This is a genomic window from Streptomyces sp. CB01881 (genome assembly GCF_002953255.1).
Classification (GTDB): domain Bacteria; phylum Actinomycetota; class Actinomycetes; order Streptomycetales; family Streptomycetaceae; genus Kitasatospora.
The window spans coordinates 1,212,015-1,234,865 of sequence record NZ_CP026498.1; the positions used below are offsets into that span (position 1 = coordinate 1,212,015).

At 75.4% G+C, this 22,851-nt stretch carries 10 protein-coding genes; 8 read left to right on the top strand and 2 right to left on the bottom strand.

Annotated features, from left to right (window positions below; genetic code table 11):
* Positions 1-55: 55 nt before the first annotated feature.
* From C2142_RS05310 to C2142_RS05335, 6 genes are all read left to right on the top strand, one after another.
* A complete protein-coding gene (locus C2142_RS05310) occupies positions 56-1,477 on the top strand; it encodes a pyridoxal-dependent decarboxylase (RefSeq protein ID WP_148641310.1) in 1,422 nt (473 codons plus the stop codon).
* A gap of 77 nt (positions 1,478-1,554) precedes the next feature.
* The gene (locus tag C2142_RS05315; RefSeq protein ID WP_174315589.1) at positions 1,555-2,991 is read left to right on the top strand and encodes a GNAT family N-acetyltransferase; all 1,437 of its coding nucleotides are present in this window, start codon (positions 1,555-1,557) and stop codon (positions 2,989-2,991) included.
* Between the two features lie 318 nt (positions 2,992-3,309).
* The gene (locus C2142_RS05320) at positions 3,310-4,572 is read left to right on the top strand and encodes a MurT ligase domain-containing protein (RefSeq protein WP_148641311.1); all 1,263 of its coding nucleotides are present in this window, start codon (positions 3,310-3,312) and stop codon (positions 4,570-4,572) included.
* A gap of 43 nt (positions 4,573-4,615) precedes the next feature.
* Positions 4,616-5,344 carry a glutamine amidotransferase gene (locus C2142_RS05325; protein WP_148641312.1) on the top strand — a complete coding sequence of 243 codons (729 nt, stop codon included), beginning with the start codon at positions 4,616-4,618 and terminating at the stop codon, positions 5,342-5,344.
* A gap of 361 nt (positions 5,345-5,705) precedes the next feature.
* Positions 5,706-6,731 (top strand): 6-phosphofructokinase, encoded by a 1,026-nt coding sequence (locus C2142_RS05330; RefSeq protein WP_148641313.1) that lies wholly within the window; start codon positions 5,706-5,708, stop codon positions 6,729-6,731.
* Positions 6,732-6,854: 123 nt separating this feature from the next.
* The gene (locus C2142_RS05335; protein WP_148641314.1) at positions 6,855-7,850 is read left to right on the top strand and encodes a 2-hydroxyacid dehydrogenase; all 996 of its coding nucleotides are present in this window, start codon (positions 6,855-6,857) and stop codon (positions 7,848-7,850) included.
* 22 nt (positions 7,851-7,872) lie between these two features.
* Here C2142_RS05335 and C2142_RS05340 read toward each other — a convergent pair whose 3' ends face one another.
* Together C2142_RS05340 and C2142_RS05345 are read right to left on the bottom strand one after the other, a co-directional pair.
* A complete protein-coding gene (locus tag C2142_RS05340; protein WP_241002392.1) occupies positions 7,873-8,400 on the bottom strand; it encodes an RNA polymerase sigma factor in 528 nt (175 codons plus the stop codon).
* On the bottom strand, positions 8,397-9,647 hold the full coding sequence (locus C2142_RS05345) for a protein kinase (protein WP_241002393.1): 1,251 nt from the start codon (positions 9,645-9,647) through the stop codon (positions 8,397-8,399). Before C2142_RS05345 ends, C2142_RS05340 begins: the two co-directional genes overlap by 4 nt.
* Positions 9,648-10,226: 579 nt before the next feature.
* On the opposite strand from C2142_RS05345, the gene C2142_RS05350 reads away from it, so the two are divergent.
* On the top strand, positions 10,227-19,046 hold the full coding sequence (locus C2142_RS05350; protein WP_148641316.1) for a non-ribosomal peptide synthetase: 8,820 nt from the start codon (positions 10,227-10,229) through the stop codon (positions 19,044-19,046).
* The gene (locus C2142_RS05355; RefSeq protein ID WP_148641317.1) at positions 19,039-22,827 is read left to right on the top strand and encodes a type I polyketide synthase; all 3,789 of its coding nucleotides are present in this window, start codon (positions 19,039-19,041) and stop codon (positions 22,825-22,827) included. Before C2142_RS05350 ends, C2142_RS05355 begins: the two co-directional genes overlap by 8 nt.
* Positions 22,828-22,851: the final 24 nt, after the last annotated feature.

The window sequence follows — 22,851 nt, forward strand, 5'->3', positions numbered from 1 at the left end:
GACCCGGGTGCGCCGAGGACGCCGCGCCGCCAGGCCCGCACCACCTGGAGCCGCCGTGACCTCCGAGGACTTCCGCGCCGCCGCGCACACCGCCGCCGACCTGGTCAGCGACTACCTCGCCGAACTGCCCGCCCGCCCGGTCTGGCGGCCGATGGACGACGAAGCCCGCCGGACCCTGCTGGACGCGCCGCTGCCGGCCGCCGGCCGCCCGCTGACCGAGCTGCTCGCCGCGATCGGCCGGGACGTCCTGCCGCACCCGATGGGCAACGGCAACCCGCGCTTCTTCGGCTGGGTGAACTCCGCGCCCGCGCCGGCCGGCGTCCTCGCCACGCTGGCCGCCTCCGCGATGAACCCCAGCTCGGCCGGCGGCGACCACGCCGACGTCCACCTGGAACGGGCGGTGGTCCGCTGGATCGCCGAGCTGGTCGGCTTCCCGCACCCGGCCGGCGGCGGGCTGCTCACCTCGGGCACCTCGATGGCGACCATCGTCTGCCTGGCCGCCGCCCGCAACCGGGCCGCCCGCGAGGCCGGGTGGGACGTCCGCGAGGACGGCCTCGCCGGGATGCCGCCGCTGGTCGGCTACGTCACCGGCGAGACGCACTCCTGCGTCCGCAAGGCGGCCGAGCTGCTGGGCCTGGGCAGCAGGCACCTGCGCACCGTCGCCACCGGCCCGGACGGCCTGCTCGACGTCGACGACCTGCGGGCCGCCATCGGGCGCGACCGGGCCGCCGGACTGCTGCCGTTCCTGGTGGTCGCCTCGGCCGGCACCGTCGGCACCGGCGCGGTGGACGCCTTCCACCCGGTCGCCGACCTCTGCGCCGAGCAGCGGCTCTGGCTGCACGTGGACGGCGCGTACGGGGCTTTCGGCGTGCTGGACCCGGCGATCGCGCACCGCTACGCCGGGATGGAGCGGGCCGACTCGCTCGCCCTCGACCCGCACAAGTGGCTCGGCGTGCCGGTGGACTGCGGCTGCGCACTGGTCCGCGACACCGGGGAGCTGCGCGGCACCTTCAGCCTCGTCCCCTCCTACCTGCGCGACGAGGCGGCCGGCGCGCTCGGCTGGTTCTCCGAGTACGGCACCGAGCAGACCCGCCCGTTCCGCGCCCTCAAGGTGTGGGCCACCATCGCCCACCGCGGCCGCGACGGCCTCTCCCGGGACATCGCCCGGTGCACCGCCCTGGCCCGCAGGCTCGGCGAACTCATCGAGAAGGACGATGAGTTGGAGCTCCTCGCCGAGGTGCAGACGTCGATCGTGGCGTTCCGTCACCGCGCCGCCGGGCGGGACGAGGCCGCCCTCGACGCCGTCAACCGGGAGCTGCCGGTGGCGGTGCAGCGGCGCGGCCGGGTCTTCGTCACCGGGGCCCGGCTGGACGGCCGCGAGATGCTGCGCGCCTGCCTGCTCAACGCCGCCACCACCGAGGCCGACCTCGAACTGCTGCTGGCCGAGGTGAAGGCCGCCGCCCGCGAGCTGCCTTAACCCGGGCCCGGAGACATTAACCGACAGGTCACGGAGGATTCGTGATCGCGAAACACCGGAGCGGCAGATTTGTCGGCATGGAGCACACGGAGCAGCTGACGACGACCGAACCGACCGCATCCTCGACGCCGACCCCCTCCCGTGCCCAGCGGCGCGGCGCCCGCACCCACCGCTGGCGCCGCGACACCGTGGAGCTCGCCGCGGTCTTCCTCTCGGTGACCGCGGCCGACCTGGTGGCCAAGGTCGTGGTGCACGGCCCGGACGGCCCGGTGGTACTGGCCGGCTCCGCGGTCGCCCTGGTGGCCACGGCGCTCTTCCACACCTGGTGGTCACACCGCCATCAGCTGCACGGGCCGCCGGCCCCGGACGCGCCCGCGCCCCCGGCCGTGCCGGGAACGCCGGGAGCGTCCGGGGAGCCGCTGAAGGGGCCGCTGCACGACTTCGAGCAGACCACGCTCTGGCGGGTGCGCACCACGGTGCAGGACTCCCCCGGCAGCCTGGCCCGGGTGTGCACCGCCTTCGCGCAGCGGCAGGTCAACATCGTCTCGATGCAGTCGCACCCGCTGCCCAGCGGCACCGTGGACGAGTTCTTCGTCCGCGCACCGCAGTCGCTGACCCGGGCGGACCTGGCCGCACTGGTGGCCGCCGCCGGCGGGCACGACATCTGGAGCGCCCCGGCCGACGCGCACGACCTGGTCGACGTGCCCACCCACGTGCTGGCGCTGGCGACCCGTACCGCGCTGGACGCCGCCGAGCTGCCGATCGCGCTGCGCCAGCTCTTCGGGCAGTGCACCATCCGGCAGTACCCGGGCGCGGCCGGGCGCGGCGGCGCCGGCGTGGACGGGCACGTGATGCGCCTGCCGGTGCCGTCCGGCGACCTGATCGAGCTCAGCCGCCCGCAGCTGCCGTTCACCCCGACCGAGTTCGCCCGGGCGCAGGCCCTGGTCGAGCTGGACACCCTGCTCGGCCCGCGGGTCCCGGACGTCCGGGCCCGGCTGGCCCAGCCCGCCGGGGCCGACCTGACCGTGCGGCGCGCGGACGCCGGCGACAAGGAGGCGGCACTGGCCATGCACCGCCGCTGCTCCTCCGACACCCTGCGCAAGCGCTACCACGGCCCGGTCCGGGACGCCGACCGCTACCTGGACCACCTGCTGGACGCCCGGCACGGCCAGGCCCTCGCGGTGGAGGCGGCGGACGGGCGGATCGTCGCCCTCGGGCACCTGATGTGGGACGGCGACGGCGCCGAGGTCGCGGTGCTGGTCGAGGACGCCTGGCAGCGGCGCGGGCTGGGGCTGGACCTCATGCGGCGGATGGCGGCGCTGGCCCTGGAGGCGGGCGTGGAGACGGTGTACGCCGTCACGCAGTCCTCCAACACCGGACTGATCGCCACCATGCGGAAGCTGGCCGCCCCGCTCGACTACCAGGTGGAGGAGGGCACCCTGGTGATCACGGCGCACCTGGCCGAGGCGGCCGAGGAGCTGCCCGCGCCCTGGCCGACCCGGCCGGGCCGGTAGTCGTTTCTTCACCAGATCCTCACGGGACGCCCCGGGCCGGACGGCGATCGCGCCGTCCGGCCCCGCCGCGCCCCGGCCCGCGGGGAACCGCAGGCCCCCGGAACGGCGTCCCCAGCGGCGAAGGGCCCGTCCGTACACCGTCTTTACTGACGCCGCGTCAGGGCCCGCCGACGGCCCCGGCAGGGCCTCCGGAGCAGGCGGCACGGGGTCCGGATCGCCGAGCCGGGCGGCGGAGTCGGTAGGCTGGCCCCGTCCCCGCCGCCCAACGGCCCGTTATCCGGCCCCGGGCGGTGCCGCAGCAAGGAGGAACCACTGAGCATGGCAGGCACCGAATCGGAGCCCACAGGCGCACGCGACGCCTCGCTGCCGGCCCGCGCCAAGATCGCGGTCACGGCCGGCAAGGTGGCCGCCGCCGTGTCCCGTAAGGCCGGCCGCGGAAGCGGCTCGGTGATCGGCGGCAAGGTCGCCCTCAAGCTCGACCCCGACCTGCTCGCCACGCTCGCCGACCACCTGGACGTCGTGCTGGTCAGCGCCACCAACGGCAAGACCACGACCACCCGGCTGATCGCCGAGGCGCTGCGCGCCGCCGGCCCGGTGGTCTCCAACGCCCTGGGCGCCAACATGCCGGCCGGCATCACCTCCGCCCTGGCCGGCGGCTCCGAGGCCCGCTTCGGCGTCATCGAGGTGGACGAGAAGTACCTGGCCGGGGTCGCCCGCGACACCCGCCCGAAGGCGATCGCCCTGCTCAACCTCTCCCGCGACCAGCTCGACCGCGCCGCCGAGACCCGGATGATGGCCGAGAAGTGGCGCGAGGGCCTCCAGGACACCGAGGCCGTGGTCATCGCCAACGCCGACGACCCGCTGGTGACCTGGGCCGCCTCCTCCTGCAAGAAGGTGGTCTGGGTGGCCGCCGGCCAGGCCTGGAAGGAGGACGCCTGGTCCTGCCCCGCGTGCGGCGGCGTGATGCAGCGCCCCGGCGAGGACTGGTTCTGCCAGGACTGCGGCTTCCGCCGTCCCAACCCGCACTGGGCGCTCCAGGGCACCCACGTGATCGACCCGCAGCGCGGCGCCTGGCCGATCTCGCTCCAGCTGCCCGGCCGGGCCAACCTGGCCAACGCCACCAGCTCCGCCGCCGTCGCCGCCGTCTTCGGCGTCGCCCCGCAGGTCGCGCTGGAGCGGATGCAGTCGGTCACGGCCGTGGCCGGCCGCTACGACGTGGTGCAGTACCAGGGCCGCGACATAAGGCTGCTGCTGGCCAAGAACCCGGCCGGCTGGCTGGAGACCTTCTCGCTGATCGACGGCCCGCCCGCGCCGGTCATCCTCTCCGTCAACGCGCTCGACGCCGACGGCACCGACACCTCCTGGCTCTGGGACGTCGACTACGAGCGCCTCGCCGGGCACCCCGTCTTCGTGATGGGCCAGCGCAAGCTGGACCTGGCCGTCCGCCTGGAGGTCGCCGGGCTGCAGTTCCACGTGGTGGAGTCGCTGGAGCAGGCCGTCCGGATGGCCCCGCCCGGCCGGATCGAGGCGATCGCCAACTACACCGCCTTCCAGCAGCTGCGGAAGGTCGTGGCCGGCTGATGCCCGGCCCAGCAGCCCACTTCACGATGGAAGGCCTTCGAGGATGAGTGAGAGCAGCCTGCGCGTGGTCTGGGTCTACCCGGACCTGCTCAGCACCTACGGCGACCGGGGCAACGCCCTGGTCGTGGAGCGCCGGGCCCGCCAGCGCCACCTCAACGTGACCCGGATCGACGTCCGCTCCGACCAGGCGGTGCCCACCAGCGGGGACATCTACCTGATCGGCGGCGGCGAGGACCGCCCGCAGCGACTGGCCGCCGAGCGGCTGCGCAACGACAGCGGCCTGGTGCGGGCCGCCGAGAACGGCGCGATCATCTTCGCCGTCTGCGCCGGCTACCAGATCCTCGGCCACGAGTTCATCAACGACCTCGGCGAGCGCGAGCCGGGCCTCGGCCTGCTCGACGTCTGGACCGCCCGCGGCGAGGGCGCCCGGTGCGTCGGCGACGTGCTGGCCGACGTCGACCCGCGGCTCGGCCTGCCGCAGCTGACCGGGTTCGAGAACCACCAGGGCGTGACCCACCTCGGCCAGGGCGTCCAGCCGCTGGCCACCGTCACCGCGGGCCGGGGCAACGGCACCGGGGACGGCACCGAGGGCGCCTGGCGGGACACCGTCTTCGGCACCTACCTGCACGGGCCGGTGATGGCCCGCAACCCCGCCGTGGCGGACATGCTCATCAAGCTGGCACTGGACGTCAACGCCCTGCCGCCGGCCGACACCACCTGGTACGACGCGCTGCGCGCCGAGCGCATCGCGGCCACTTCGCGCCCCGCGTAACAACGCGTCGTGCGCCGGTCCGCCCCGACCGGGTGCCCGCGATGCGGTCACCCGGTCCACGGACGGGCCCGGACGTACGACAATGGGGTTGCCGGCTGCACACCCTCCTCGGCAGCAGGCTGCACTTCCGCGCGGGGGCGCCGACGGCGCCGCTCCCGCGTCGGCTCCTGCCCGGCCGGACGCAGGGGCCGTATGCTCGACTTCGCGGCCGGTTTCGGATGTTCTGTCCGGATCGGCCGGTCCTTCACCCCACGGTCATCTCCCCGCCATCACGGCGTGGAACGGGGCCGCTACGGTGACGGTTCGTCGTCCCAGCCTGTAGTCCGGCCGTTCCTCGGTTCTGCTCGGGAGTTGCAAAGCAATGCGTATTGGAGTGCTGACCAGCGGCGGTGACTGCCCCGGCCTGAACGCGGTGATCCGCTCCGTGGTCCACCGGGGGGTGGTCGACCACGGTGACGAGATCATCGGGTTCGAGGACGGCTGGCGAGGTTTCCTGGAGGGCGTGCACCGCCCCCTCACCCTGGACTCGGTGAGCGGCATCCTGGCCCAGGGTGGCACCATTCTCGGCTCCTCCCGGGTGCAGCCGAGCCACCTGCGCGACGGCGTCGAACGCGCCAAGCGGTACTGCGCGGACCTCGGCCTGGACGCCGTCATCCCGATCGGCGGCGAGGGCACCCTCAAGGCCGCCAAGCTGATGAGCGACGCCGGCCTGCCGATCGTCGGCGTGCCGAAGACGATCGACAACGACATCGCGTGCACCGACGTCACCTTCGGCTTCGACACCGCCGTCTCGGTCGCCACCGAGGCCCTGGACCGGCTGAAGACCACCGCCGAGTCGCACCAGCGCGTCATGGTCGTCGAGGTCATGGGCCGCCACACGGGCTGGATCGCGCTCAACGCGGGCATGGCCGCCGGCGCCCACGCGATCGTCGTCCCGGAGCGCCCCTTCCACATCGACAAGCTCACCGCCGTCGTCCGCGAACGCTTCGACCGGCAGAAGAAGTTCGCGATCGTGGTCTGTGCCGAGGGTGCCAAGCCCGAGGCCGGCACCATGCACTGGGAAGAGGGCAGCAAGGACATCTACGGTCACGAGCGGTTCACCGGCATCGCCACCCAGCTCTCCCGCGAGCTGGAGCACCGCCTCGGCAAGGAGGCCCGCCCGGTGATCCTCGGCCACACCCAGCGCGGCGGCACCCCGACCGCGTACGACCGGGTGCTGGCCACCCGGTTCGGCTGGCACGCCGTGGAGGCCGTCCACAAGGGCGCCTTCGGCCACATCACCGCACTGCAGGGCACCAACATCAACCTGGTGCCGCTGGGCGAGGCCGTCGCCGAGCTGAAGACCGTGCCGCAGGAGCGCTACGTGGAGGCGGAGACGGTCCTCTGACCCTCCCCTCACCCCCCGCCGGCCCCGGGCGTCCGCCCGGGGCCGGTGTCGTTCCCGCACGCCGCCCGCGCCCGCGGGCTAGCGTGGCCGGTGGAGCAGACCACCACGGGAAGGATGCAGCCGATGGAGATCCTCGCGTACGGCGTTCAGGCCGACGAGCGGCCCCTGCTGGAGCAGGCGTTCACGGGCCGGCACGAACTGCGCTGCCTGAGCGTCTTCCTCAACCGGGACACCGCCCCGCTGGCCGCCGGCTACCCGGGCGTCAGCAGCAGCGTCAACGACGTCCTCGACGCCGGCACCCTCACCCTCCTCGCGGCCGGCGGCACCAAGCTGATCGCCCAGCGCTCGACCGGCTTCAACAACATCGACCTGGAGGCCGCCGCCGAACTCGGCCTCACGGTGGCCCGGGTCTCCCACTACAGCCCCTACGCGGTCGCCGAGCACGCGTGGGCGCTGGCCCTGGCCGTCAACCGCCGGCTCGCCCGGGCCGCCCTCCGCTGCCGGGAGTTCGACTTCCGCCTCGACGGCCTGCTCGGCCGCGACGTCCACGGCATGACGGTCGGCGTGATCGGCACCGGCAAGATCGGCGAGTGCTTCACCCGGATCGCCCACGGCTTCGGCACCGAGCTGCTCGGCTGGGACATCGCCGAGAACCCCGCCTGCCGCGAACTCGGCATGACCTACACCGAGTTGCCCGACCTCCTCGCCCGCGCCGACCTGATCAGCCTGCACGTCCCCCTGCTGCCCGCCACCCACCACCTGATCGACGCCGCCGCGCTCGCCCGGATGAAGGACGACGCGATCCTGGTCAACTCCAGCCGCGGCGGCCTCGTCGACACCGCCGCCCTGGTGGAGACCCTGCGCGCCGGCCGGCTCTCCGGCGTCGGCCTCGACGTCTACGAGGAGGAGACCGGCGTCTTCTTCTACGACCGCTCCGTCGAGGGCATCAGCGACGACACCCTCGCCCGCCTGGTCACCTTCCCCCACGTCCTGGTCACCTCGCACCAGGCCTACTTCACCCGCACCGCCGTCGGCCAGATCATCGACGCCACCGCCCGCAACATCGAGGACTTCGGCGCCGGGCGCACCAACGAGAACACCCTGGTACCGAGGAGCTGACCCCGCGACGAGCCGGACCGGGTCAGCAGATCGGAGTGGCGTTCCAGTGCTGGCGGAAGCGGCGCCGGGCCCGGTGCAGGCGGGAGCGGACGGTGCCGACCGGGAGCTGCAGGGCCTGCGCGATCTCCTCCTCGCTCAGGCCCAGCACCCTGAGCGAGAGCACCTGTTGGTGCTGACGGGAGAGGCGGTCCAGGATGTCGTCGATGTGCACGACGTCCAGCGGGTTGGCGTCCTGGGTGACCTCGGGGAGCGCGTCCGCGGTGGAGTCCACCGAGAGCCGGGCGGCGCGCACCGCCTCACGGACGGCGATGGCGCGCACCCAGCCGTAGAACGCCCCGGTGTCCCGCAGGCCGTGCACGCCGCGGTAGACCGCGAGCAGGGCCTCCTGGGCGGCGTCCGGGCCGTGCCGCCTGGCGATCGGCGTGCACACCCGGGAGACGTAGGGCGCGATGTGGGCCAGCAGGTCGTTGAGCGCCCGCCGGTCGCCGGCCTGCGCCCGCGCGAGCAGCGGCGCCGCGGTCGCGGCCGGGCTCGTGTCGACCGCCGTCACGACGCGGCGCTCCCGGTCGGCCCGCCGAGCGCGGCGAGGTCCAGGAGCGTGGACTGCACGTCGTCCCGGAGGACCGCCATGAAGGGGGCGCTGAAGCACTCGGTCCAGTACGGGAACTCCACCGCGAGGCGCCCGTCGAAGGTGGTCACACAGGCCATCAGCGGGCTGCGACCGGCCTGCGGGAAGTACTGCTCCCGCGCCGGCACCAGCCGCACGTCGAGCAGCTCCAGTCCCTCGGGCAGCGGCGGGGCCGCGACGGCTCCCATGTTGGTGGCGATCACCGTGCCGGCCATCAGCGGCGGGAACTCCGCCACCCGGGGCATGATGCGCACCTCCAGCAGCGGTTCGCCGGCCTCCAGGGCCCTGCGCAGCCCGCCGGTCACCGTGCGGGCCAGCTCCACCGGCTCGCTGTCCGGGGCGACGTCGAGCGCCTGGACGTTGGAGGTGACGGCGGCGATCATCTGGTCGCGCGGCACCGGGGGCGCCATCCGGGAGCGCACGTCGACGGGCGACAGGCAGCCGAGCGTCCGCGGGCCCTCACCGGGCAGCCGCCGCCGGGCGGCGACCAGCAGGGCGCCGGCGATCAGCCCCTGCACCGAGACGCCGAACGCGGCTGCCGTGCAGCGCAGTTGAGCGGTCCGTTCGACACTCAGCCGCAGTCGGGCAACCTCGATCCGGCCACCCTCGGCCCCGCCCGCAGCGTCGTAGGGCACCAGCTCGACCGGACGGGCCCGGGCGGCGGCCACCCGGCGGTCGAAGTACCGGGCGACCTCCTCCTCGGGGCAGGGCGGCAGTTGCTCGGTCAGCGGCGCCGGCCAGTCGGTGCGCCACGACTCCGGGGGCGTACCGGGTGCGGCGAGCAGTTGCGCGTAGCGGTCCCAGAGCGCGTGGTGCAGTGCGATGGCGCTGTGGCCGTCGGTGATGGCGTGGTCGATGACCAGCACCACGGTGTCGGTACCGGCGCCGCGCAGCAGCGTGGCGCGGACCAGCGGGCCGCCCACCGGCAGCGGGGCGTTGAGTTCGTCGGCGTAGCCGTCGTCGGCACTCTCCCGCACCACCAGGCGCGGCGGGGTGTCGAGCTCCTGGAGGACGAATCCGGTGTCCTCGCGTGCGATGCGGCAGCGCAGTGGCGGGTGTTTGGCGGTCAGGTCCGCGAAGGCCGCGGTGAGCACCTGCGGGTCGACCCCGCCCGACACCGCGCAGGAAATGACGGCCCGGCTCCGCTGGCCGACGTAAAGCGTTTCCACGGGGCATAGCAAGCGCTGCATGGTGAGCCTTTCAAGCTGTGGAACAGAGCACTGTTCGGTCCTGCGGACGGCGACCGGATCAGGTTCGGCCGAATCCGCATTTCCGCAGCACAATTCGTATCCCCCGTAGCTGCGACGGACCCGCCGAAGGGGTCCGCGCGCTCAGCTTTTCACCTGGTCACGTATGCGCCAAGGTCGCCTCTCAGACATGGCCGAATCACGTCTTTCAGCGCGTTCTCGGCCAAATCCGCCCCGGTACGGGAGCCGGGAGATCCACATCCGAGCTGGCCGAACGCATCAGTTGTCCACTTCTGTCCCAGCCGTCCCCGCCGAAGTTGACCTTGACCTGACAATGGCGGCTCCTGATAATGAGGCTCTGAGTGATCACCGTCGCCAATGCATTCACCAGTGCGATGCCTCTCCACGTCGGGCTCCGTTGGGCCCGAATTCACCCCTCTCTTTCCTTGAGCTTTCCTCGGGTACGCCGGCAGCTTTCCTCGCGCGCGCCCCCGACTCCCGCTCGATCACATCGGCCGGTCTCTCCGGCGGTATTCCCGCTCCGCGCTGAAGGTTGGTGCCATGTCAGTCCATGAGGAAGAACTCCGGCCGCTGTCGGGCGCCCAGGAAGGAATCTGGTTCGCCCAGCGGCTCGACCCGGCCAATGGCGCCTACAACACCGCCGAGTACGTCGAGATTCACGGCCGCATCGACCCGGTGCTCTTCGAGACCGCCCTGCGGCGCACGGTGGCGGAGGCCCAGACCTTCGCGCTGCGCTTCCGTGACACCCCGGACGGCCCGTGCTGCGTGCTGCCCGCCGAGCCGGCCGACTGGCCGCTGCACCGGGTCGACCTGAGCGCGGAGCCCGACCCGCGGACCGCGGCCGAGGCGTGGATCCGCGCCGACCTGGCCGCCGCCGTGGACCTGGAGAGCGGCCCGCTGTTCACCCACGCGCTGTTCACGCTGGGCACCGACCACTACGCCTGGTCCCTGCGCGCCCACCACATCCTGCTGGACGGCTACAGCTACAAGCTGGTGGCCCGCCGGCTGGCCGAGACCTACAGCGCGCTGGCCGCGGGCGGCGAGGTCCCGCCGGATCCGTTCGGCCCGATCGGCCCGCTCCTGGAAGCCGACGCCGCGTACCGTTCCTCGGAGCGCTCCGCCCGGCACCGCGCGTACTGGACCGAGCGCCTCGCCGACGCGCCCGCGCCGGTGCGGCTGAGCGGGCGCACCGCGCCGCCGGTCTACCCGTTCCGCCGCCGCGCCACCGTGCTGCCCGACGCCGAGGGCCTGGCGGCGGCCGCCGGCCGGTTCGGCGCATCCCGCACCGACCTGCTGGTGGCCGCGGTGGCCGCCTACCTGCACCGGGCGACCGGCGCGGAGGACCTGGTGCTCGGGCTGGCCACGATGAGCCGCCCGGGCTCGGCCGCGCTGCGCACGCCGGGCACCACCTCCGACATCCTGCCGCTGCGGGTCACGGTGAGCCCGGGCACCACCGTGGGCGAGCTGGTGCGCGAGGTCACCGCCGAGCTGGCCGCCCTGCGGCGCAACCAGCAGTACCGCGGCGAGTACCTGCGCCGTGACCTGGGCCTGCTCGACGGAGGCCGGCGGCTGTACGGGCCGGTGGTCAACCTGATCCCGTTCAGCGAGGACCTGCGCTTCGGCGAGCACCCGTGCACCTCGCACCACCTCACCGGCGGCGCCGTCGAGGACCTGCAGATCAACGTGCGCCCCGCCGAGGACGGTCCCGGGCTGTGGCTGGCCTTCGACGCGAACCCCGCGGTCTACACCGAGCAGGAGCTGACCGCGCACCAGCAGCGCTTCGTGCACCTGCTCGACCAACTGGCCACCGCCGAGCCGGGCCTGCCGCTCGCCCGCACCTCCCTGCTGCTGCCGCACGAGCACCGGCAGCTGCCCGAGCTCACCCCGGCGCCGCCGCTGCCCGCCGCCCTCACCGCAGCGGCCCGCGCCACCGTGCCGGCCCGGTTCGAGGAGCAGGCGGCCCTCGCCCCGCAGGCGCCGGCCGTCACCGACGAGCGGGGCACCCTGACCTACGCCCAGCTGAACGACCGGGCCAACCGGCTCGCCCGCCTGCTGGCGGCCCGCGGTGCCGGCCCCGGCCGCCTGGTGGCGCTGGCCCTGCCGCGCACCGCCGAGCTGGTCACCGCCGTCCTCGCCGTGCTCAAGACTGGCGCCGGCTACCTGCCGCTGGACCCGGCCCAGCCCGCCGAGCGGCTGCGCCTGGTGACCGAGGACGCCGCGCCGCTGCTCACCGTCACCGAGACCGGCAGCGTCGGGAAGCTGCCCGCGGACGGCCGGCCGCCCGTGGTGCTCGGCGCCCCGGAGGACGAGCGGGAACTCGCCGCGCTCTCCCCCTCCGACCTCACCGACGCCGACCGGACGGCGCCGCTCACCCCGGACACCGTGGCGTACGTCATCCACACCTCGGGCTCGACCGGCCGGCCGAAGGGCGTGCCGGTCCCGCACGGCAACGTGCTGCGACTGTTCGCCGCCGCCGCCGAGCGCTTCGCGTTCGGACCCGAGGACGTGTGGACGCTCTTCCACTCCTACGCCTTCGACTTCTCCGTCTGGGAGTTGTGGGGCGCGCTGCTGCACGGCGGCCGCCTGGTGGTCGTCCCGTACGCGGTCTCCCGTGCGCCGGGGGACTTCCTGGAGCTGCTGCGGCGCGAGCGCGTCACCGTGCTCAACCAGACGCCCTCGGCCTTCCACCAGCTGGTGCGGGCCGACCAGGAGGCACCCGCCGAGGCCGCGCCGCTGGCCCTGCGCTACGTCGTCCTCGGCGGCGAGGCGCTGGAGGCCGCACACCTGCGCCCCTGGCTGGACCGGCACGGGGACCATGGCCCGGAACTGGTCAACATGTACGGCATCACCGAGACCACGGTGCACGTCACCCACCACCGGGTGACCCGGGAGGCGGTCGAGGAGCCCAACCCGCGGGGCACCATCGGCGTCCCGCTCGCCGACCTGCGCGTGTACGTGCTGGACCACTGCCTGCAGCCGGTGCCGCCCGGCACGGTGGGCGAGATGTACGTCGCCGGTCCCGGCCTGGCGCTCGGCTACCTGGACCGGCCGGGGCTGACCGCGCAGCGCTTCGTCGCCGACCCGTTCGGTGCACCCGGCTCCCGGATGTACCGCACCGGCGACCTCGCCCGGCGCGCCGAGGACGGCACCCTGGAGTACCGGGGCCGGGCCGACCAGCAGGTCAAGATCCGCGGCTTCCGGATCGAGCCCGGCGAGATCGAGGCCGCCCTGGTCGGTCACCCCGCGGTGGCCCAGGCGGCCGTGGTGGCCCGCGAACTGGGCGGCGACCGGGTGCTGGTGGCGTACGTGGTGCCGGCGCCCGCCGAGCGGCCCGACCCGGGCGCGCTGCGGGCCCACCTGGCCGGGCTGCTGCCCGAACACCTGGTACCGGCCGCCTGCGTACTGCTGGAGGCGCTGCCGCTGACCGGCAACGGCAAGCTGGACGCGGCCGCGCTGCCGGCGCCGGACTTCGCCGCAGCGGCCGGCGGCCGGGCCCCGGACACCGCCGAACAGGCTCTGGTCTGCAGGCTGTTCGAGGAGGTGCTGGGCCTGCCCGGGGGCAGTGTCGGCCGCGACGACAGCTTCTTCGCCCTGGGCGGCCACTCGCTGAGCGCCACCCGGCTGCTCTCCCGGCTGCGCCTGGAGACCGGTCAACAGGTGCCGGTGGCGGCGTTGTTCGACGCCCCGACGCCCGCCGGGGTGGCCGGGCGGCTGACGCCCGACGGTCCGCGGTCGTGGGCCCGCCCGCCGCTCGCGCCCGCCGTGCGTCCCGAGCTGCTGCCGCTCTCCCACGGACAGGAGAGCATGTGGTTCCTCAACCGGATCGACGCCTCCGGCGCCACCTACAACATCCCCCTGGTGGTACCGCTGGCCGGCGAGCTGGACGTCGAAGCGCTGCGTGCGGCGCTGGCCGACCTCGCCGACCGGCACGAGAGCCTGCGCACCCTGCTGACCGAGACGGAAGGCCGGCCCCGGCAGCGGGTGCTGCCCGCCGGGGAGCGCGCCCCGCAGCTGACGGAGGTCGACTGCCCGGCCGAGGAGGTCGCCGCGCAGCTCACCGCCACGCTGCGCCACCGCTTCGACCTGGCGGGTGAACTGCCGCTGCGCGCCTGGCTGCTGGGCACCGGCCGGGACCGCGTCCTGGTCCTGGTCCTGCACCACAGCGCCGGTGACGGCTGGTCGCTGCGCCCGTTGGCCGACGACCTGTCCGCGGCCTACGCGGCCCGGGTCGCGGGCCGGGGCCCGGGGTGGCGCCCGCTGCCGGTGCAGTATGCCGACTACGCGCTCTGGCAGCGCCGCCTGCTCGCCCCGCCGCCGGCCGGGACAGGCCTGCTGGAGCAGCAACTGGCCTTCTGGCGCCAGGCGCTGGCCGGCCTGCCGGAGGACGCGGGACTGCCTGCGGACCGGCCCCGTGGCGCCCGGCCCGGCGACCGCGGCGCGGCCCGCACGCTGACCGTGGACGCCGAGCTGCACCGGGCGCTGCTGCGGCTCGCCGAGGACGGCGGGGCCAGCCTGTTCATGGTGCTGCAGGCCGCGCTGGGCGCGCTCCTCACCCGGTGGGGCGCCGGCCCGGTGGTCGCGATCGGCACGCCCGTCGCCGGGCGTACCGATCCGGCGCTGGACGACCTGGTCGGCCTGCTGACCAACACCCTGGTGCTGCCCACCGACGCCTCCGGCGACCCGGACTTCCGCACCCTGCTGGCCCGGGTGCGGGCCGTCGACCTGGCCGCCTACGACCACCAGGACCTTCCGTTCCCGCTGCTGGTGGAAGCCCTCAACCCGCCCCGGCACCCGGCCCGGCACCCGCTGTTCCAGGTGATGCTGGCGCTGCAGAACGCGGGCGAGGCCGTGCTGCGGCTGGGCCCGGTCACGGCGCCGCTGCGGCCCACCGCGACCGGCACCGCCAAGTTCGACCTGTTCCTCGACGTGGTCGAGCGGTCCGACGAGCACGGCGCCCCGGCCGGCCTGGACTGCCATCTGGAATACGCCACCGAGCTGTTCGACGCCGCCACGGCCCAGGGCCTGGCGCAGGCGCTGCACCGGCTGTTGGCCGCGGTCGCCGCCGACCCGGCGCAGCGGCTCGGCGCGCTGCCCGCTCCCCCGCCCCCGCACGGCGCGGCCGATCCGGCCCGGCCCGACTCCGACCCGGCGGCGCCGGAGCGCGCCGCGCTGGCCGCCGGCGGGCTGCGCGCAGCGGCCGCCGTCCGCGAACCGGACGGCCGGCCGAGGCTGTTCGCGGTGCCCGCCCGCGCGGGGGCCGCCGAGCAGGCCGCACGGGCGCTCGGCACCGACGCCCGGCTGACCGCGGTCGGCACCCTGCCATACGACGCCGACGGCGCGCTGGACACCGCCGCGCTGCTGAGCCTGCCGCCGCTGGACCGGGTGACCGCCGGGCAGTGGCAGCGCGCACTGGCCGCGCTGCCCGGCGTCCGCGCGGCCACCGTCGGACTCGAGGACGCGCCCGAGGAGCTGGGCACCCGGCGACCGGCCGCCGCCCGGCGCCGCCCGGCGGTTGAGCAGTCGGCCGAGGCGGCGGCCGCCGCGGACGCGCCCCTCGCGGTGAGCACCGGCCCCGAGCTGCCGGAGCCGACGGTGGGCAGCTGGGCGGCGGCGCTGCGCCGCGCCGCCACGGCCGGGGAGCACGCGGAGGTGGTGCACGTCCGCACGGACGGCTCGGAGACCCGGCGCAGCTACGCCTCGCTGGTCCCGGAGGCGTCCCGGGTGCTGGGCGGGCTGCGGGCCCTCGGGCTGCGCCCCGGCGACCGGGTCATCCTGCAGTGCGAGGACACCGAGGACTACCTCGCCGCACTGTGGGGCTGCATCCTGGGCGGCATCACGGCCGTCCCGCTGACCGTGCCCGCCTCCTACGAGGCCCCGTCGGCGGCGCTGACCAAGCTGGAGGGCATCTGGCGGATGCTGGGCATGCCGCCGGTGGTCACCACCACGGCCGGCGAGCCGGGGCTGCGCGGCCTGGCGGAGCGGCGCGGCTGGCCGGAGCTGCGACCGGTCACGGTGGACGCGCTGCGCCGGGGCCCGGAGGACCTGGACTGGTACCAGGCGCGGCCGGACGACCTGCTGCTGATGCTGATGACCTCGGGCAGCACCGGCCTGCCCAAGGCGGTGCGGCTGACCCACGGCAACGTGCTCAGCCGCTCGGCGGCCGCCGCCCTCACCAACGGCCTGTCGGCCGCCGACGTCTCGCTCAACTGGATCCCGCTGGACCACGTGACCGGCGTGGTGATGTTCCACCTGCGCGACGTCTACCTGACCTGCCGTCAGGTTCATGCGCCGACCGGCTGGCTGCTCCAGGACCCGCTGCGCTGGCTCGACCTGGCCGACCGCCACCGGGTGAGCGTCACCTGGGCGCCCAACTTCGCCTTCGGCCTGGTGGCCGAGCACGCCGACCGGATGGCCGGCCGCCGCTGGGACCTGTCGCCGATGCGGCTGGTGATGAACGCGGGCGAGGTCGTGGTGGCCGCCACCGCCCGCGGCTTCCTGCACGTGCTGCGCCCGTTCGGCCTGCCGCAGGACGTGATGCACCCGGGCTGGGGCATGTCCGAGACCTGCTCGGTGGTCACCGACGTCAGCCTGCCGGGCGAGCCGACCGGGGCCGACGAGTCCTTCGTCAGCTGCGGCCTGCCGTACCCGGGCTTCGCGATGCGGATCGTGGACGGCACCGACCGGGTGCTGTGCGAGGGCGAGGTCGGCCGGCTCCAGGTCAGCGGTACCTCGGTGACCTCGGGCTACCACGACAACGCCAAGGCCAACGCCGAGTCGTTCACCGCGGACGGCTGGTTCGAGACCGGCGACCTGGCGTTCCTTCGCGCCGGTGAGCTGTACATCACCGGCCGCGCCAAGGACGTCATCATCGTCAACGGCGTCAACCACTACAGCCACGAGATCGAGGCCTGCGTCGAGGAACTCGCCACCGTGGTGCGCAGCTTCACCGCTGCGGTGGCCGTGCGCCCGGATCCGTCGGCGGGCACCGACGAGCTGGCGCTCTTCGTCCACCTGGCCGACGGGGTGGACGCCGCCGCGGCGCTGCGCGAGATCCGCGGCAAGGTGACGCGGGAGATCGGGGTGAGCCCGGCCCACCTGCTGCCGATCGCGGCGGCCGTGATCCCCAAGACCGAGATCGGCAAGATCCAGCGCACCCAGCTGCGCAAGCGCTTCGAGGCCGGGGAGTTCGACGAGGTGCTGCGGCAGGCGGAGGTGCTGCTGGGCACCGCCGCCACCGTCCCGGACTGGTTCCTGCGCCCGGTGTGGCAGCCGGCCCGGCCGCACCGCGCGCCGGGCGGCACCCCCGGGCACGTCCTGGTGCTGGCCGGCCGCGGCGAGCGGGCCTGCGCCGTGGCGGAGCGGGTGGCCGCCGGGCTGCGGGCGGCGGACGGCCGCTGCACCGTGGTGACGGCGGGCCCCGGCTTCGAGCGCGCCGACGCGGCCCGCTACCGGGTCCGGCCCGACGACGAGGCCGACCTGGCCCGGCTGCTGGACCGGCTCGCGCAGGACGGCCGCACGGTGGACGCCGTACTGCACCTGGGCGCGCTGGACGGCGCCGACCGCGAGCCCGACAGCGTCGCGGAGCTGGTCGAGGCTCAGCGCGACGGCGCGCAGTCGCTGCTCGCGCTGGCCCGGGCGCTGGCCGCCCGGGCCGCCGCGCACCGCACCGACCGGCTGCCGCTGGTCTTCGCCACCTCCGCTGCCCACGCGGTGCTGCCGGCCGAGCGGGGCGGCTACCTGCACGCGGCCGCCGGTGGGCTGCTGCGCACGCTGCGCGAGGAACTGCCCTGGCTCGGCGCCGTCCACCTCGATCTGGCGGCGGACGTCGACGCCGAGGCGGCGGCCGGGGCACTGCTGAGCGAGCTGGCACTGCCGCCCGGTGAGCCGGAGGTCGCCTACCGGTCGGGAGTCCGCCACCTGCGCCGGCTGGAGCCGCTGCCCGAACAGCCGCTGCCCGAGCGACCGTTGCCCGAACAGCCGTCGGCCGCCGAGCAGAGCGCTGACCCCGACGCGCCCGGCTTCGTCCTGGTCAGTGGCGGCCTGGGCGGGGTCGGCACGGAGCTGGCCGCCCACCTGCTGCGCACGGCCGGCACCCGGCTGCTGCTGGTCGGCCGTACCGCCCTGCCCGACGAGCCCGACCGGGAGCGGGAACCGGCCGCGGGCGGCCCGGCCGCCGACCGGATCGAGGCGTACCGGCGGCTGCGCGCGCTGGGCGAGGTCCGCTACGAGGCGGCCGACGTCACCGACCCGGTGCAGCTGCGGGCCGCGGTGGACCGGGCACGCGACGCGTGGTCGGCGCCGCTGGCCGGCGTGCTGCACCTGGCCGGCGACCGGGACGAGGCGCCGATCACCGAGCTGGATCCCGAGCGCTGGCGGTCCGCGCTGGCGGCCAAGGTCGAGGGCGGCTGGGTGCTGCACCGGCTGGCCGCGGAGCTGGGCGCCTCCTACACCGCCTTCTCCTCGGTCAACGGCTTCTTCGGCGGCTCGCTCAACGCGGCCTACGCGGCGGGCTGCGCCTTCCTCGACGCGCTCGCGGTGCGCCACGGGCGCGACGGACGCCCGGTGCGCAGTCTGGCCTGGAGCGCCTGGAAGGGACGCGGGATGAGCGAGGGCTACCGGTTGGCGGCGCTGACCGAGGCCCGCGGCTACCGCGCCCTCGATCCGGTGGCGGCCCTGCGCTCGTACGACCTGGCGGCCTCGCTGTCCGAGCCGCACCTGCTGATCGGCGCGGACCGCACGGCGCCCTGGGTGCGCGCGCACCTGGCCGGCCCGGCCCGCCCGGTGCAGCGGCTGGCCGGCCGGGTGGTGCTGGCCGACGGCGCCGACCTGGGAGCGGTGTGCACGGGCGCCGCCGAGGCGGCCCGGACGCTGGACGTCGACGGGCACTGGGTGCTGCGGGCCGCGGGGTCCGCCGAGCCCGGCGCGGCCGGGGCCCCGGACGGCACGGCGGACCGGCTGGAGGAGACCATCGCCGGGCTCTGGGCCGGGGTGCTGGGCCGGGAGCGGATCGGCCGGGACGAGAACTTCTTCGACCTGGGCGGCAGTTCGCTGCTGCTGGTGGCCGCGCAGGCCGGCGTGAACGAGGCGCTGGGCACCGACCTGACGGTGGTGGACCTGTTCGGCCACCCGACGGTGCGCGATCTGGCCCGGCACCTCGCCGAGAGCGGCGTGCGCACCACCGACGGCACCGCGCCCGCCGACGGCACGCCGGAGAGCGGCGCCACCGGCCGGCCGGCCGGGCCGACGGCACCGGGCGCCCCCTCGGCTCTGGACCGGGCCCGCCAGCAGGCGCAGCGGCGGCGCACCGCGCAGGCCGCCCGCCGTACCAATGCACAGCAGAAGGGCGACAACCATGGCTGACGAGCAACTGGCCACCACCGACCCGACCACGGGCGACGATCCCCCGCTGATCGCCGTCATCGGCATGGCCGCCCGGTTCCCGGGCGCGGCCGACGTCGCCGAGTTCTGGGCCAACCTGGCCGCCGGCCGGGACTCCATGCGGCCGGTCGGCGACGAGGAGTTCCTGGCCGCGGGCGGCGACCCGGCGGACCTGGCCGACCCCGACCTGGTCCGCACCGTCTCCGTCCTGGAGGGCATCGACCGGTTCGACGCCGCGTTCTTCGGCTACAGCCCGACCGAGGCCGCCGTGGTGGACCCGCAGCAGCGCCTGCTGCTGGAGACCGCCTACCACGCGGTGGAGGACGCGGGGTACGCCGGCGGCTTCGGCGACCGGCAGGTCGGGGTGTACGCGGGGGCGGGCGACAGCCGCTACTACCCGGCGCACCTGCACCCGCAGTACGCCGGCCGGCCCGGCTCGGTCGCCCTGGTGCACGCGGCCACCAGCAACTCGCTGGGCACCCTGGCCACCCGGGTCTCCTACGAGCTGGGGCTGACCGGGCCGAGCCTGTCACTGCAGACCGCCTGCTCCACGGCCCTGGTGGCCGTCCACCAGGCCTGCCAGGACCTCATCGACTACCGCTGCGACACCGCCCTGGCCGGGGCGGTGTCGGTCAACCCCTCGGCGCTGCTGGGCTACCGCTGGGTGCCCGGCGGCCCGTTCTCGCCGGACGGGTACTGCCGGGCCTTCGCCGCGGACGCGGCCGGCACCTCCTCCGGTGACGGGGTGGGCGTGGTGGTGCTCAAGCGCCTGGAGGACGCGATCGCCGACGGCGACCGGATCCGGGCCGTGGTGCGCGGCTCGGCGGTGAACAACGACGGCCGCCGCAAGGTCGGCTTCACCGCGCCGAGCCCGGCCGGCCAGACCGAGGCGGTCCTCGCCGCGCAGCTGGCGGCCGGCATCACCGCGGACACCATCGGCCTGGTCGAGGCGCACGGCACCGCGACCGCGATGGGCGACCCGATCGAGGTCGCGGCGCTCACCGAGGCGTTCCGGCACAGCACCGACGAGCGCGGCTACTGCGCGCTGGGCTCCGTGAAGACCAACATCGGGCACCTGGGCGCGGCGGCGGGCATCGCCGGTTTCGTCAAGGCCGTCCTCGCCCTGGAGCACCGGCAGGTCCCGCCCAGCCTGCACTTCGAGCGGCCCAACCCGCTGATCGACTTCACCGCCACCCCGTTCCGGGTGCCGACCGCGCTGGAGGACTGGCCGGCCGGCCGGCACCCGCGCCGCGCCGCGGTGAGCGCCTTCGGCGTGGGCGGCACCAACGCGCACGTCGTGCTGGAGGAGGCGCCGGCCGTCCCGGCGGACTCCCGGGCGCCGGAGCAGGAGCGCTGGCGGGTGCTGCCGTTGTCGGCCCGCACCCCGGACGCCCTGCGCGGCCAGGCCGACGCGCTGGCCCGGCGGCTGGCGGACGACCCCGGGCTACGGCTGGCCGACGTCGCCCACACGCTGACCGGGCACCGGCCGGCGATGCGGCTGCGCTCGGCGGTCGCCGTGCGCAGTGCCCGGGAGGCGGTGGGCGCGCTGCGCGCGCCGCTGCCCGAGCCGGTGGAGGTGGCGGACGGCGCGCCGCGGCCGGTGGCGTTCCTGTTCCCCGGCGGTGGCACCCAGTACGTGGGCATGGGCACCGAGCTGTACCGGGCCGGCGGGGTGTACCGGGACGCGGTGGACGAGTGCGCCCGCATCCTGCGGCCGGGGCTCGGCGGGGACCTGCGCACCGCGCTGTTCGAACAGGTGGACCCGGCGGCCGCCGAGGCGTTCCTGGCACTGGTCGTCACCCAGTACGCGCTGGCCGCGGAGCTCGCCGAGCGCGGGGTGCGCCCGGACGCGATGATCGGGCACTCGCTCGGTGAGTACACCGCGGCCTGCCTGGCCGGGGTGTTCACCCTGGAGGAGATGCTGCCGCTGGTCCACGAGCGGATCCGGCTGATCTCCGCCTGCGGCGGTGCCACCGTCGGGGTGGCGCTGGGCGAGCCGCAGCTGCGGCCGTTCCTGACCGACGGGGTCTCGTTGGCCGCCGTCAACGGCCCGGCCGCCTGCACGGTCGCCGGCCCGGTGGCCGCGGTGGCGGAGCTGGAACGGCGGCTGGCGGAGGCGGGGGTGACGTTCCGCCGCCTGCGGATGCCGGCCGCGGCGCACTCCGCCGTGCTGGACCCGGTGCTCGGCGAGCTGGCCGGGCACCTGCGCTCGGCCCCCCTGCGCCCGCCGCGCATCCGGTACGTCACCAACGTCACCGGCGACTGGGCCACCGACGCGCAGGCCGGCTCGGTGGAGCACTGGGTCGCCCACACCCGGCAGACCGTGCGGTTCGCCGACGGCGTCCGGACGCTGTGGGAGCGCGGCAACCCGGTGCTGGTGGAGATCGGTCCCGGGGACACCCTGCTGAAGCTGGCCGGCGCCGCGCTCGGCGAGCAGGCCGCGGTGGTGGGGGTGACCACGATGCGGCACGCGAAGGCCGAGAGCCCGGACGGGCAGGTACTGGCGGCCGCCCTCGGGCGGCTGTGGAGCGCCGGCGTGGCCGCGCTGCCCGAGCCGGACCCGGCCGAGCAGGTGCGTCCGGTCCCGCTGCCCGGCTACGCGTTCGACCGCCGGCGGTACTGGATCGACGCCCCCGGGGCCCGCCCGGCCGGGGCGGCGGACGGCCCTGCCGGGACCCCCGCCGGACGCTCCCCGCGCCCGTACCTGACGACCGAGCAGGTGCCGCCGCGCACCCCGCTGGAACAGGCGGCCACCGAGGTCTGGGAGGCGGTGCTGGGCGTCGAGGGCATCGGCGTCGACGACAACTTCTTCGACCTGGGCGGCGACTCGATGCGCGGCGTGCTGCTGACCGGCCGGCTGCGCGAGGCCGGGGTGCTGGACGTGCCGGCCGCCGCGCTGCTGTCGGCCCCGACCGTGGCCCGGCTGATCGCGGCCGCGGGCCGTGGCGGCGGCCCCGAGGCCTTCGCACCGCTGCTGCCGCTGCGCGCCGAGGGTGAGCAGACCCCACTGTTCTGCGTGCACCCGGGGGCGGGCGTGTCCTGGCGGTATTCCGGGCTGCTGCCCCACCTCGGCGCCGACCAGCCGGTCTTCGGCATCCAGGCCCTCGGGCTGGACGGGCGGCGGTCACCGGCCACCGACGCCGCGGCGATGACCGACGCGTACGTGGCGCTGCTGCGCGAGCAGCAGCCGCACGGCCCGTACCGGCTGCTCGGCTGGTCGTACGGCGGTTTCGTCGCGCACGCCATTGCCTGCGCCCTGCAACGGCAGGGCGAGCAGGTGGAGTTGCTGGCGATGCTGGACGCACCGCAGCCGTACGGCCTGCACTGGACCCAGGAGCAGATCGAGTCCCAGGTGGCGGCGCTGCTGCTCCGGGTGGCGGGCCTGGAGCCGGGCGACGGACCGCTGCCGACCGTGGCCGGGGTGCTGGCGCGGCTGTCCGGGACCGACGGCGGGACTTCGCCGGTGACCGGGGCGGAGGCCGAACGGATCGCCGAGGTGATGCGCAACAACCTGCGGATCGCGCCCGGCTTCGCGCCCGGGGTCTTCGACGGCGACGCGCTCTTCTTCACCGCGAGCGCGGACCGGCCCGCCGCGGACGGGGCGGTCGACCCGTCGCTGAGGCCCGGCAAGGCCGAGGCCTGGCGTCCGTACGTCACCGGCACCCTGCACGACCATCCGGTCGACTGCGGCCACTACGGCATGACCGAACCCGGGCCGATGGCCGAGATCGGCGCGGTGCTCGCCGCCGCGCTGAAGTCGTGAACGACCCCGTGAGACAGGAGAGAC